Raw genomic sequence first — 13,237 nt, 5'->3', positions numbered from 1 at the left:
TCAATGCTCCCTGCTTTCAAAGTCGATGCGCGGATCAACCAGGGTGTATGAGAGGTCACCGATCAGTTTTACCAGCAAGCCGACCAGCGTGAAGATGAACAACGTGCCGAAAACCACGGGGTAGTCACGGTTTATCGCCGCTTCAAAGCTCATCAAACCCAGCCCGTCCAGCGAGAAAATCACTTCGACCAGCAAGGAACCGGTAAAGAAGATGCCGATAAAAGCAGACGGGAAACCGGCAATCACCAGCAACATCGCGTTGCGAAACACGTGGCCATACAGCACGCGATGACGGGTCAGCCCCTTGGCCTTGGCCGTTACCACGTACTGTTTGTTGATTTCGTCCAGAAAGCTGTTTTTGGTCAGCAGGGTCATGGTCGCGAAGTTGCCGATCACCAGCGCCGTGACCGGCAAGGCCAGGTGCCAGAAGTAATCGAGGATCTTGCCGCCCAGGCTCAGTTCATCGAAGTTGTTGGAGGTCAGGCCGCGCAAGGGAAACCAGTCCAGGTAGCTGCCGCCGGCAAACACCACAATCAGCAAAATGGCGAACAGGAAGGCGGGTATCGCATACCCGACAATGATGGCCGAGCTGGTCCATACGTCGAAATGACTGCCGTGCCGCGTGGCCTTGGCGATCCCCAGCGGGATCGACACCAGGTACATGATCAGCGTGCTCCACAGGCCGAGCGAGATCGAGACGGGCATTTTTTCTTTGATCAGATCAATGACCTTGGCGTCGCGGAAAAAACTCTCCCCGAAGTCCAGGTGGGCGTAATTCTTGATCATGATCCACAAGCGCTCCGGGGCAGACTTGTCGAACCCGTACATTTTTTCGATTTCCTGAATCAGCGCAGGGTCCAGCCCCTGCGCACCACGGTAGTTGGAGCCTGCGACCGACACTTCGGAGCCGCCCCCGGCGATCCGGCTGGTCGCGCCGTCAAAACCTTCGAGCTTGGCAATCATCTGCTCCACCGGGCCGCCGGGAGCGGCCTGGATGATGACGAAGTTGATCAGCAGAATCCCGAAGAGTGTCGGAATAATCAGCAGCAGTCGCCTGAATATATAGGCCAGCATCTAAGGCTCCAGGCTTTCGCTTGTGGGTTGGGTAGCAGTGACCGGCTCGACATCAGGTTTGACCCACCATGTGGAGGTGCCGATGTCATACAGCGGTGTGACGGCCGGGTGACCGATGTGGTTGGAATAGGCCACGCGCCAGGTTTTGATGTGCCAGTTGGGAATGACATAGAACCCCCACTGCAACACGCGATCCAGCGCGCGGGCATGGGTGATCAGGTTCTGGCGGGAGTCGGCATTGATCAGCCCTTCGGTGAGTTGATCGATGGCTGGGTCCTTGAGGCCCATGAAGTTGCGACTGCCCGGTTTTTCGGCGCTTTCAGAGGCCCAGTACTCGCGTTGCTCACTGCCCGGCGAGCTGGATTGCGGGAAGCTGCCGATGATCATGTCGAAGTCCCTTGAGCGCAGACGGTTCAGGTATTGGGAGGTGTCGACGCGACGAATTTGCAAGTCGATGCCCAAGTCACTGAGGTTGCGCTTGAACGGCAGCAAGATGCGTTCGAATTCGGTTTGCGCCAGAAGGAATTCAATCTTTACCGGGTTGCCCTGGGTGTCGACCATCTTGTCGTCAACGATGCGCCACCCGGCGTCTTGTAACAGCTTGTACGCGCGGCGCTGCTGCTCGCGAATCATGCCGCTGGCGTCGGTCACATCCGGTTTGTACACCTCGGTGAAGACCTTGTCGGGAATTTGCCCGCGCAACGGTTCCAAAATCGCCAGTTCTTCGTCGCTCGGCAGTGTTTTGGCGGCCATGTCCGAGTTTTCGAAATAGCTGCTGGTGCGCGCATATGAACCGTTGAACAGCTGTTTGTTGGCCCATTCAAAGTCGAACAGCAGGTTCAGGGCTTCACGCACGCGCACATCCTGAAACCTCGGCCTGCGCAGGTTGAAAATAAAGCCTTGCATACCGGTGGGGTTGGCGTTGCGGATTTCTTCTTTAATCAGGCGACCCTGTTTGACCGCAGGCACGTTGTAAGCACCTGCCCAGTTTTTGGCGCTGATTTCCAGCCAGTAATCGAATTGGCCGGCCTTGAGTGCTTCAAACGCGACGCTGTTATCGCGGAAATAATCGATGGTGATGGCGTCGAAGTTGTACAGGCCTTTATTGATGGGCAAGTCTTTGCCCCAGTAGTCCTTGTTGCGTTCGTAGCGTATCGAACGGCCCGGCTTGATCTCGGTAATGGTGTAAGGGCCACTGCCGACGGGTATTTCGAGATTACCCTTGTTGAAGTCGCGAGATTCCCACCAGTGTTTGGGCAAAATCGGCAGTTGTCCGAGAATCAGCGGCAATTCGCGGTTTTTGGTGTGTTTGAAGATGAATTTCACCTGCAACGGGTTTTCTTCGACCGCTTTTTCTACGTCACTGTAATAGCTCTTGAACAGCGGCGAGGCGCTTTTCATCAAGGTGTCGAAGCTGAACACCACGTCTTCTGCGCGGATCGGGTGGCCGTCATTGAATTTGGCCTGCGGACGCAGATAAAAACGCACCCAACTGTTGTCAGGGGCTTTTTCGATTTTTTCTGCGATCAGTCCGTAGGCGGTAAACGGTTCGTCGAGGCTCTGACGGGCCAGGGTGTCGTAGGTCAGATCGATGTCATCGGCCGTAACGCCCTTATTGATAAACGGGTTCAGGCTGTCGAACGTGCCGAGGGCGGATTTGCGGAAGGTGCCGCCTTTGGGCGCATTCGGGTTCACGTAATCGAGGTGCTTGAAATTGGCCGGGTATTTTGGCGGTTCGTCGTACAGGGTCAGGGCATGTTGCGGGGCGGCCAGCACGAGGCAGCTGACACCGGCCAATAGCAGGCCGCCAAGGGGCTTTAGCAGGGTACGCAAAGGCATCATTGGGATTTCTCCGTAGGCTTTAGCCACCACGCACTCAAGCCCAATGTGTAGGGCGGCGTAGTCACGAAGGCGAACCGGTTGCGGTACGCCAGGCGGTGATAATTCAGATACCAGTTTGGGATGCTGTAGTACTGCCACAACAGGACACGATCCAGTGCCCGGCCTGCGGCCAATTGCTCTTCACGGGTTTGCGCGGCCAGCAGCTTTTCGAGCAGTTGGTCGACAATCGTATTGGCCACGCCTGCATAGTTTTTACTGCCCTTGACGTTGGCCTGGCTCGAGTGAAAGTACTGCCACTGCTCAAGGCCGGGGCTCAGGGTCTGGTCAAGGGTCATGAGGATCATGTCGAAATCGAACTGATCCAGACGCTGTTTGTACTGGGCCCGGTCCACCGTACGCAGCCGCGCTGCAATGCCGATGCTCGCCAAGTTCTCCACGTACGGTTGCAGAATGCGCTCAAGGTTTGGATTTACCAGCAATATCTCAAAGCTCAGCGGTTTTCCTTCGCTATTGATCAAGCGTTGCCCGGAGAGTTTCCAGCCATTGTCGGCCAGTAAGGCCAGCGCGCGACGCAGGGTGTCGCGGGGGATGCCGCGCCCTTGTGTTTGCGGCAGGCTAAAAGCCTGTTTGAACAGTTCGGGCGGCAATTGCGTGCGCCAAGGCGAAAGCAGTAGCCATTCATGACCCTGTGGAATGCCGCTGGCCGAGAAATCGCTGTTGGGATAAAAGCTCGTCGCGCGCTGGTAGGCGCCGTTGAACAGGGTGCGGTTGGTCCATTCAAAATCGAACATCAAGCCCATGGCTTCACGCACGCCGGTTGAATTGAACGTGCTGCGGCGGCTGTTCATGAACAGCCCCTGGGTTTGAGTCGGGATGTGATGAGGGATTTGCGCCTGGATCACTTCGCCCCGGCGCACGGCCGGGAAGTTGTAGCCATTGGCCCAATTTTTGGCCTGATGTTCGATATACATATCGAATTCACCGGCCTTGAAGGCTTCGAACGCCACATCGCTGTCGCGGTAAAACTCAACGTCCACCCGGTCAAAATTGTATTTGCCACGGTTGACTGGCAGGTTGGCGCCCCACCAGTTCTTGACGTGTTCAAACATCAGTTGCCGTCCCGGCGTCACTTTAGTGATCCGGTAGGGACCGCTGCCCAGCGGCGGTTCGAACGTCGTGGCCTTGAAGTCGCGCGTGGCCCAGTAATGCTGGGGCAACACCGGCAGCTCTCCCAGGCGCAAAATCAGCAGCGGGTTGCCCGAACGCTTGAACACAAACCGGATCCGCTTGGGCCCCAGAATGTCCACGCGCTGCACTTCTTGCAGGTTGGTGCGGTACTGCGGATGGCCTTCTTTGAGCAGCAGGTTGTATGAAAACGCCACATCGTAGGCTGTGATGGGGGCGCCATCATGAAAGCGCGCTTCGGGCCTGAGGTTGAACACGACCCAGCTGCGGTCTTCGTTGTATTCAACCGATTGGGCAATCAAGCCATAACTGGCGGTCGGCTCGTCGCCGGAGGGAGCATATTGGCCGGTGCCCGCCATCAGGGTTTCATTGAGCTCATTGACCCCGTATTGCAAGAAATTGGGGGTTGAAACCGGGCTGGTGCCTTTGAAGGTATAGGGGTTTAGCGTATCGAACGTGCCAAACGCCATGACCTTGAGCGTCCCGCCTTTGGGCGCGTCAGGGTTGACCCAGTCGAAATGGGTAAATGTGGCCGGGTATTTGAGTGTGCCGAACTGCGCATAACCGTGGCTTTCGCTGAGGGTTGCGCAGGCGGGGGCGCTCAAGGCCAGGCAGAGCAGTAACGGGAGGAGGGGACGCTTCAAGTCAGAGATCCGATCCGGCATTGGGCTTGGGTTTCCGTACAGTAACAGCTTGTATCTGTAGGAAAAAGACTGCACCGGAAAGCAAAACGGGCAATCTGCTTCCCACATTTATGTAGGAGCTGGATTGCCCGCTGCGTTGACGGCGTGACGCTTACCGAGGCTTTGAAATGGTCAGCATCTGCCCTGGCTTGAGTGCCTTGGCACTGTTGGGATTCCAGCGCTTGAGGTGTTGCATCTCAACGTTGAACCGCTTGGCGACGATGTACAGCGAGTCGCCCTTTTTTACCTTGTATTGCGTGGGTTTCTGGCGGGTCGCGGGTTTGCGTGTGTCCTGCATGACCAGCATCTGACCGGCCTTGAGGTTTTTGCCGGTGAGCTTGTTCCAGCGCTGCAAGTCGCGAACATTGACCCTGTTGGCTTTGGCAATGGTGGTCAGGTTGTCGCCGCTTTTGACTTTGTACGTGCGCTTGAGGCGTGGCGTGGTGCTGGCGACGGTATCGAAGACAGCCTTTTTAGGGCGCAGGCTGACCAATTCTTCAGGTTTGAGGTTGGACAGGCTGGCCGTCAGCAATTGAGCCTTGGAGGTCGGTACGAGCAAGTGCTGCGGGCCATCGGTGGTGGCGCGTTGCTTGTAGGCCGGGTTCAACTGGAACATTTCGTCTTCGTCGATTTCAGCCAGCGCTGCCACACGGGACAAGTCCATGGACTGCTTGATTTCGACCATCTCGAAGTACGGTTCGTTGGCGATAGGGTTCAGGTTGATGCCATAGGCTTCAGGGGCCATCACCACTTGGGACAATGCCAGGAGCTTAGGGACGTAGTCCTTGGTTTCCTGGGGCAGGGGCAGGTTCCAGTAATCGGTAGGCAGGCCCAGCTTTTCGTTGCGTTCGATCGCACGGCTCACCGTGCCTTCGCCCGCGTTGTAAGCCGCGAGTGCCAGCAACCAGTCGCCATTAAACATGTCATGCAGGCGGGTCAGGTAATTCATGGCCGCCAGGGTCGAAGCGGTAATGTCTTTGCGACCATCGTAAGCGCGGGTCTGGCGCAGGTTGAAGTAGCGACCGGTCGAGGGGATGAACTGCCAGAGACCTACGGCATTGGCGTGGGAATACGCCATTGGGTTGTAGGCACTTTCAATCACTGGCAGCAGGGCCAGTTCAAGGGGCATGTTGCGCTCTTCGAGGCGCTCCACGATGTAGTGGATATAAAGGCTGCCGCGCTCGCCCGCGTTTTCGAGAAACGACGGGTTGCTGGCGAACCAGAGGCGCTGCTGTTCTATTCGCGGGTTAACGTCCGCGCCTTCCTGCAACTTGAACCCCTGGCGCATCCGCTCCCACACATCTTGCGGGGCGGCAGGGCTGGGTTTTTCGTTGAGCCAGATCGGCTCTTGAGGAATGCGTTTGGTCAGTTTGAGCGAGGGTCTTTCGGACGTTTGAGCCGAATGATCCATGCTTTGACAACCCGCCAGTACAGCGGACACGGCCAGCGCGATGGCTTGCGCAAGGCGCGTCAATGCGTCTGTTTTGAGGGAGTTACGTATAGATGACGACATTGGCTGGAAGTAAGTTCCGGGCAAAAATGTCGGGCGATTCTAGAAAGCAGGTGGGACGCGGTCAACTGTTCAGAATTTTTGTGCCAACCGCGACCCTGATTAGAACTTATCTTTCCAGCGGCGCAAGCTGGCAAACACCGCGCCCGGCGAGGCATTGTCCTGCCCGCTCCATTCGTCAGCTTTTTCTTTAACGGATGTTTCGTTAACCCGTAAAAAAGGGTTGGTACGTAATTCCAGTGCGATATCGGACGGCAGACTGATCTGATCCTTGGCTCGCCATTGCGTGACTTGTTCGATGCGCGCCTTGATATCCGCGTTGTCCGGCTCCACCGCCTGAGCAAAGCGCAAATTGCTCAACGTGTATTCATGGGCGCAATACACGGCGGTGTTACAGGGCAGCGCCGCCAGTCGGCCCAAGGAGCGATGCATTTGTTCGGGGGTGCCTTCAAACAGCCTGCCGCAACCCGCCGCAAACAGGGTGTCGCCACAGAACAGCAGCGGGGTTGCCGGATGCGCGTGATAGTAGGCGATGTGCCCAAGGGTATGGCCGGGCAGTAGGAAGACCTCGAACGTACACCCCAGCACCTCGATGCGATCGTTGTCGTTAAGGGCCGCTTGTCGTGCGGGGATGGTTTCCTGGGCCGGGCCCCAGACCTTGGCGTTAGTCTGTTGGTGCAACTGTTCAACCCCACCAACATGGTCGAAGTGGTGATGGGTGATCAGGATGTCGCTCAAGGTCCAGTCCGGGTGTTGGGCCAGCCAGGCTTCGACCGGCGCAGCGTCGCCCGGATCCACGACCGCGCAGCGTTTGCTGGCAGTGTCCTGTAACAACCAGATGTAGTTGTCATTGAAGGCAGGCAGTGCATCGATCTGTAGCATGGCGCAATTCCCAAGTGCGAAACAATGGCGCATCTTAGGGCTTGTGATGGGTACATGGCGAGTTGGAGGAGCAATGACCGATAAAGCATTGGCTCAGGCTGACCCTGAGTGGCTGGCGCTGATCCGTTCGGCGCGCGAATGGTTGTCCGGTCCCCACGGGCAGTTATTGCTGGAAGATGAACAACGTGTACTGGAAGACGAACTCGGCCGGTTTTTTGGCGGTTATCTGGTGCATTACGGGCCGGGCGCGGATACCCCGCCCAACGCGGCTCAAGTCCAGCGCACGGTGCGCCTGGGGGCGCCATTACCGGGTGTTGAGATTTTTTGTGAAGAGCAGGCCTGGCCGCTGTGCGAGCACGCGGCCGACGTGGTGGTGCTGCAACACGGTCTGGATTTCTGCCTGTCGCCCCATGGCTTGTTGCGCGAAGCCGCCAGCAGCGTACGGCCCGGTGGGCATTTGCTGATCGTGGGCATCAACCCCTGGAGCACCTGGGGCCTGCGCCACGTGTTCGCCAAGGATGCGCTGAGCAAGGCGCGTTGTATTTCCCCCTCCCGCGTGGCCGATTGGCTGAATCTGCTGGGCTTTGCGCTGGAGAAACGCCGCTTCGGGTGCTATCGTCCGCCGCTCGCGTCCCCGGCCTGGCAGCGTCGTTTATCAGGTTGGGAACACAAGGCGGGCAACTGGCAATTGGCCGGTGGCGGCTTCTATATATTGGTGGCACGCAAGATGGTGGTTGGCTTGCGGCCGGTCAATCCGTTACGACGCGAGCCCATGGGCAAGCTGATTCCCTTGCCGATGGCCAAGGTCAACCGGCGTCACAGCCAACCGTAGTTGCGCTTGAATAAACGAAGGGCCGGAGCGATCCGGCCTCAGGTGCTGCCGATCCATGATGGGCAGGCCACAACACCCTTTTCTGGATAGGTTGTAATGAGCAATAGCGTTGAAATGTTCACCGATGGTGCCTGCAAGGGCAATCCCGGCCCCGGCGGCTGGGGTGCCTTGCTGGTGTGTCAGGGTGTCGAGAAAGAACTCTGGGGCGGCGAACCCAATACCACCAACAACCGCATGGAACTGATGGCGGCCATTCGTGGCCTTGAAGAACTCAAGCGTCCGTGCGAAGTCGTGCTGGTAACGGACTCCCAGTACGTGATGAAAGGCATCACCGAGTGGATGGTCAACTGGAAAAAACGCGGGTGGAAAACCGCGTCCAAAGAGCCGGTGAAAAACGCCGACCTGTGGAAGTTGCTCGATGAACAAGTCAGCCGTCACACCGTGAAGTGGCAATGGGTGCGTGGTCACATCGGCCATCCGGGCAATGAACGTGCCGACCAGTTGGCCAATCGGGGTGTGGATGAAATGAGGGGCCTCAAGCATGCGTAGTGTTGTCCTCGATACCGAAACCACCGGTATGCCGGTGACCGATGGCCACCGGGTCATCGAAATCGGCTGTGTCGAGTTAATGGGTCGCCGCCTGACCGGGCGGCATTTTCACGTGTACCTGCAACCTGACCGTGAAAGCGACGAGGGCGCGATTGGCGTCCACGGGATCACCAACGAGTTTCTGGTGGGCAAGCCGCGTTTTGCCGAAGTGGCCGATGAATTCTTCGAGTTCATCAAGGGCGCTCAGCTCATCATCCATAACGCCGCGTTCGACATCGGCTTCCTGAACAACGAATTTGCCCTGATCGGGCAAACCGACCGCGCCGATCTCACGCAGCACTGCACCATCCTCGATACCTTGATGATGGCGCGTGCCCGACACCCTGGTCAGCGCAATAGCCTCGATGCCTTGTGCAAACGCTATGGCGTCGATAACTCGGGCCGTGAGCTGCACGGCGCCTTGCTCGACTCCGAGATCCTGGCAGACGTTTACCTGACCATGACGGGTGGGCAGACCAGTCTGTCGTTGGCCGGGAATGCCTCTGACGGCAATGGCTCGGGCGAAGGCTCCGGCAACCAGGCCACTGAAATCCGCCGTTTGCCCGCAGATCGTCAGCCGGGTCGGATTATTCGTGCAAGTGAAAGCGATATGGCTGAGCACGCAGCGCGGCTCGAAGCGATTGCCAAGTCTGCGGGCGCCCCTTCGTTATGGGCGCAACTGCTTGAAGCCAAGCAGCAGACGCTGCAATAAACGACCCCCTTTGAGGTCTCGGCAAGGGCTGGCAGCCCTTGTCGCCATCGGCGGCACCTGGGTGAGAGGTGCCCGCACACAAGGATCGGCTCACCCATGCATCTGGTCATAAACCCGCAAAATCCTGAAGTGTCTGTGCGCCTGGCGGATGAAGGGTTCGCGCCCTATGTGTGGTGCAACGATTTCAGTTTTGAAGTACGCGCTTACGCCCAGGTAGACCTGCACACGCGCGTCGATGAATGGCCCCTGCACCGGATCACACCCTACCGCAAGTGTTACGGAATCGATCCCGACGAGTTCGCCAGTTATCGGGGCGCGCCAGACAGCGCCGTGTTCATGGCTTATCTCGATGGCCAGGCCGTAGGCCACGTAGTGGTCAGTACCAACTGGAACGGTTTTGCCCACGTTGACGAATTGGCCGTGATTGCTGGCGCCCGTCGCCATGGGGTCGCCCGATCATTGCTGGAAGTGGTGAGGTTCTGGAGCCACAAGAAAAAGCTGCCGGGCATCATGCTGGAAACCCAGAACAACAACATCGGTGCGTGCCGTTTGTACGAGCGTTGTGGGGATCAGGTAGGCGGGGTCGATCATTTGCGCTATCGCGGGATTGATCCGCAGACAGCCGAGGTGGCGATCTTCTGGTATTTGCTATTTGAAAAGCAGGCATGAGCCGTCAGTCAACGCAGGGTTGAACGTGTCGTGTGATACCCGCTGCGCGCAGCGACTTCTCAGCCAAGGCGCATGATCGTGCACCACCCGACAGGCGCGCCTCCCACAAAAATGACGTGTTAAGAGTGAGCGGGTTCAGGCTCGCGAAGCAGGGCAATGCCTGATTGCACCAGTTCGAATTCGGTATCACTTATTTTCTTGACGCGGTCGCCAATCGCCAACTTGTACGTGATGACCGGCTGACCGTCTGTTCCAAGAGTGGAGTCTTGAAACTCATGCACGGAATAAACACGGCCTTCCGCGTCTCTTGCATGAAACTGCCCAACGAGCACTGCTGCCATTTGTAGAGAACCTCTGGAGATAAACACCCAATTTGCGGTTCTTGTAGACCGTTGATCAGCCGGGGAAGTTTAACGCTGTGGAAAAAATAGTCCGGCTACTTTACAGGCTTGCCGGTCGATAGGGTGAACCGGGGTGCAAGAAAGGCGTCCGATCATCTATAACTAACGTTCTTACAGCTTTCCTACAGCAGCTTCGGGGGTTTCCATGAGCAAGGTCTACAACGTTGCAGTACTGGTCGGGAGTTTGAGAAAGGACTCGCTCAATCGAAAAGTGGCACACGCCCTGGCGCACCTGGCGCCACCCCACGTGAAGCTGAGCATTGTCGAAATTGGCGAGCTGGCGCTTTATAACGAAGACATTGATGTCACCCTGGCGCCTGCGCCGTACACGGCATTTCGCGATCAGGTTCGCCAGGCCGATGCGGTGCTGTTTGTGACCCCCGAATACAACCGTTCAGTGCCGGGTGCGCTGAAAAACGCCATCGATGTGGGATCGCGCCCGTACGGTCAAAGTGTCTTCAGCGGCAAACCGGGCGCTGTGATCAGCGTTTCCCCTGGCGCCATTGGCGGCTTTGGGGCTAACCACCACCTTCGCCAGTCGCTGGTGTTCCTGAATGTTCCGTGCATGCAGCAGCCAGAAGCCTATCTGGGCGGAGCGGGCGCGGCTTTTGATGAGTCCGGCGCACTCTCGGAAAAAACCCGTCCCTTCCTGCAAGCCTTTATTGATGCGTATGTGCAGTGGGTTGAGCTGAACACGCCAGCCTGAATGCGGTGAAGACAGCGGCGCCATTGGCCGCTGTCCTCCGTTGAATCGGGTCAGCTACTTTGTGGCATTTCGCCGTTTTTCAGACGCGTATTGATGTCTGCAATCACGGGCGGCAAGTCCATGATGGTGTCGATCATGTAGTGCGGGCGTGAGCCCTCGAACAGCGCGTGAATGCGCGTGCGCTCGCTGGCCAGTGTCTGCGCGTCCAGCGCGTTGAATTGCTCCCATGTCAGGCCCAGGGCGTTGCCCGAACACACCAACGCCACTGTCCACATGCCCGCGCGGCGACCTTCAAGAATGCCCGGCATGGTGTCGTCAATCTTCACGCAAGCGCCCACGTCCTCAATGCCCAGCGCGATCACGTTGGCCAGCGCCTGAGCAGGCCATGGACGCCCGTTGGGTACGTCGTCGGTTGCCACCACATGGTCGGCGACGTAACCGTTGGAGGCCGCCAGTTCGACGACTTTGGCCATGACCTGTGCGGGGTAGCCCGAGCAAGAGCCGATTTTTAAGCCTTGGGCGCGCAATTGGGCAATGGTCTCAAGCGCACCGGGGATCAACGCCGAGTGCGCGGCGATTTTCTCGATTTGCAGCGGCATGAAGCGCTCATAAAGGGCCGTCACGTCATCATCGGTCGGGGTGCGGCCAAAGACCTTTTTGTAGCGCTCGGCAATCTGCGGCTGATTGCACAGGGTGCGAATGTGGTCCCACTTGCCCATACCCATGGGGCCGCGTGCTTCCTCGATGGAAACGTGTACATCGAACTCGCCAAACGCTTCGACAAAAATCTGCGTAGGGGCGAATGAACCGAAGTCGACCACGGTGCCCGCCCAGTCGAAGATGGCGGCTTGAAGCGTGTGGGGGTTGGTGTAGTTCATGTCGTTGGATCCTGTGTGAGCGGTCGTAACCGCACGGAGAAATTTACGTTCAACCAGCGTTTGTGCCGTCAGATGTCCAGCACTTTCATGTCTTGCAGCACCTGCGCCACGGCATCGACCGCCGCCTGCATATCGACGTGGGTGACGTGGCCAATGCAGCCCACGCGGAATGTTTCAACTTGGGTCAATTTGCCTGGGTAGAGAATGAAACCCTTGGCCTTGACCCGTTCGTAGAATTCCTTGAACTGATAACGCGGGTCATTCGGGGCGTGGAAGGTGACGATGATCGGTGCCTGAATGGCTTCGGGCAGGAAACTGCGAATCCCCAGCGTGGCCATGCCGGCGAGCAGTGTCTGGCAGTTGTTGGCGTAGCGCTGATGGCGAGCGGGCAGGCCGCCTTCTTCGTGGTATTGCAGTAACGCTTCGTGCAGGGCGGCGACCACATGGGTGGGTGGGGTGAAGCGCCACTGGCCGGTTTTTGCCATGTAGGCGTGCTGATCCTGCAAGTCCATCGCCAGTGAGTGGGCATTGCCCGCTGCCTGGGCCAGGGAGGCTTTATGGGCGAACACGAAGCCCATGCCCGGCACCCCTTCGAGGCATTTGCCGGAGGCGGCGATCAGCGCATCGAACGGTACTTTTTGTGCGTCCACCGGCAGTGCGCCGAAAGAACTCATGGCATCGATGATCAGACGCTTGCCCTGTCGGGCAATGACCTCGGCAATTTCTGGCAGCGGATTGAGTATCCCGGTACTGGTTTCGCAATGGATCAACGCCACGTGGGTGATACCGGGATCAGCCTTGAGCAGGCGTTCTACGTCAGCGGCTGTGGTGGGTTGATCTTCGGCGGTTTCAAACGTGCTGAAGCGGCGCCCCAGCACCTCACAGATTTTCGCCACACGCTTGCCGTAGGCGCCGTTGATCAACACCAGCACTTTGCCGTCACGCGGGACCAGGGTGCCGATAGCGGCCTCTACAGCGAAGGTGCCGCTGCCTTGCAACGGTACACAATGGTGGCTGCTGGCGCCGTTGATGATGGCCAGCAGTTGTTCGCACAGGCTGGCCGTCAATTGGTTGAAGCGTTCATCCCATGAGCCCCAGTCGACCATCATGGCCTGACGGGTTCGCGCCGAGGTGGTCAGGGGGCCGGGAGTCAGCAGGATTGGCGCGGCAGTGTGCATTCGGGGGTTCCTCGCAAGCAATGGGATAGCGACTGGATACACCGGCTAAATTGCAGTTTGAGTTACCATCATTCAAATTGTTTGTTGTGATGACAGC

Annotated in this window: 13 protein-coding genes; 5 read left to right on the top strand and 8 right to left on the bottom strand. The window is 58.0% G+C overall.

Going from position 1 to position 13,237, the window contains the following annotated elements:
• From TU74_RS09530 to gloB, 5 genes are all read right to left on the bottom strand, one after another.
• On the bottom strand, positions 1-1,074 hold the full coding sequence (locus TU74_RS09530; protein ID WP_047276581.1) for a microcin C ABC transporter permease YejB: 1,074 nt from the start codon (positions 1,072-1,074) through the stop codon (positions 1-3).
• A complete protein-coding gene (locus TU74_RS09525; RefSeq protein ID WP_048376248.1) occupies positions 1,075-2,916 on the bottom strand; it encodes an extracellular solute-binding protein in 1,842 nt (613 codons plus the stop codon).
• Positions 2,913-4,766: an extracellular solute-binding protein gene (locus tag TU74_RS09520; protein ID WP_048376246.1), complete on the bottom strand. Its 1,854-nt coding sequence runs from the start codon at positions 4,764-4,766 to the stop codon at positions 2,913-2,915. The genes TU74_RS09525 and TU74_RS09520 overlap by 4 nt, the downstream gene beginning before the upstream one ends.
• Before the next feature lie 130 nt (positions 4,767-4,896).
• A complete protein-coding gene (locus TU74_RS09515) occupies positions 4,897-6,297 on the bottom strand; it encodes a transglycosylase SLT domain-containing protein (RefSeq protein ID WP_047276576.1) in 1,401 nt (466 codons plus the stop codon).
• Between the two features lie 99 nt (positions 6,298-6,396).
• Complete coding sequence (gloB, locus tag TU74_RS09510) at positions 6,397-7,176, bottom strand: hydroxyacylglutathione hydrolase (RefSeq protein ID WP_048376244.1); 780 nt, start codon at positions 7,174-7,176, stop codon at positions 6,397-6,399.
• A 73-nt stretch (positions 7,177-7,249) separates the two neighbouring features.
• Here gloB and TU74_RS09505 point away from each other — a divergent pair, with 73 nt between their 5' ends.
• From TU74_RS09505 to TU74_RS09490, 4 genes are all read left to right on the top strand, one after another.
• The gene (locus tag TU74_RS09505) at positions 7,250-8,008 is read left to right on the top strand and encodes a methyltransferase domain-containing protein (RefSeq protein WP_047276574.1); all 759 of its coding nucleotides are present in this window, start codon (positions 7,250-7,252) and stop codon (positions 8,006-8,008) included.
• Positions 8,009-8,104: 96 nt separating this feature from the next.
• Positions 8,105-8,557, top strand: coding sequence for a ribonuclease HI (rnhA, locus tag TU74_RS09500; protein WP_047276573.1), 453 nt, complete (start codon positions 8,105-8,107; stop codon positions 8,555-8,557).
• Positions 8,550-9,308: a DNA polymerase III subunit epsilon gene (gene dnaQ / locus TU74_RS09495; RefSeq protein ID WP_047277946.1), complete on the top strand. Its 759-nt coding sequence runs from the start codon at positions 8,550-8,552 to the stop codon at positions 9,306-9,308. Before rnhA ends, dnaQ begins: the two co-directional genes overlap by 8 nt.
• Positions 9,309-9,404: 96 nt before the next feature.
• Complete coding sequence (locus TU74_RS09490) at positions 9,405-9,977, top strand: GNAT family N-acetyltransferase (RefSeq protein ID WP_048376242.1); 573 nt, start codon at positions 9,405-9,407, stop codon at positions 9,975-9,977.
• Positions 9,978-10,096: 119 nt separating this feature from the next.
• Here TU74_RS09490 and TU74_RS09485 read toward each other — a convergent pair whose 3' ends face one another.
• The gene (locus TU74_RS09485; protein ID WP_048376240.1) at positions 10,097-10,318 is read right to left on the bottom strand and encodes a hypothetical protein; all 222 of its coding nucleotides are present in this window, start codon (positions 10,316-10,318) and stop codon (positions 10,097-10,099) included.
• A gap of 205 nt (positions 10,319-10,523) precedes the next feature.
• Here TU74_RS09485 and TU74_RS09480 point away from each other — a divergent pair, with 205 nt between their 5' ends.
• Positions 10,524-11,084, top strand: coding sequence for an NADPH-dependent FMN reductase (locus tag TU74_RS09480; RefSeq protein WP_048376238.1), 561 nt, complete (start codon positions 10,524-10,526; stop codon positions 11,082-11,084).
• Positions 11,085-11,134: 50 nt separating this feature from the next.
• Here the strand turns inward: TU74_RS09480 and phnX are convergent, their stop codons facing one another.
• Positions 11,135-11,962 carry a phosphonoacetaldehyde hydrolase gene (gene phnX / locus TU74_RS09475; protein WP_048376237.1) on the bottom strand — a complete coding sequence of 276 codons (828 nt, stop codon included), beginning with the start codon at positions 11,960-11,962 and terminating at the stop codon, positions 11,135-11,137.
• 68 nt (positions 11,963-12,030) lie between these two features.
• A complete protein-coding gene (locus TU74_RS09470; RefSeq protein ID WP_048376235.1) occupies positions 12,031-13,140 on the bottom strand; it encodes a 2-aminoethylphosphonate--pyruvate transaminase in 1,110 nt (369 codons plus the stop codon).
• Positions 13,141-13,237 lie beyond the last annotated feature (97 nt).

It is taken from the genome of Pseudomonas lundensis (assembly GCF_001042985.1).
GTDB classification, from domain to species: Bacteria; Pseudomonadota; Gammaproteobacteria; order Pseudomonadales; family Pseudomonadaceae; genus Aquipseudomonas; species Aquipseudomonas lundensis.
The sequence above is the reverse complement of the archived record's forward strand: the minus strand, read 5'-3'. Positions and strand labels throughout refer to the sequence as shown.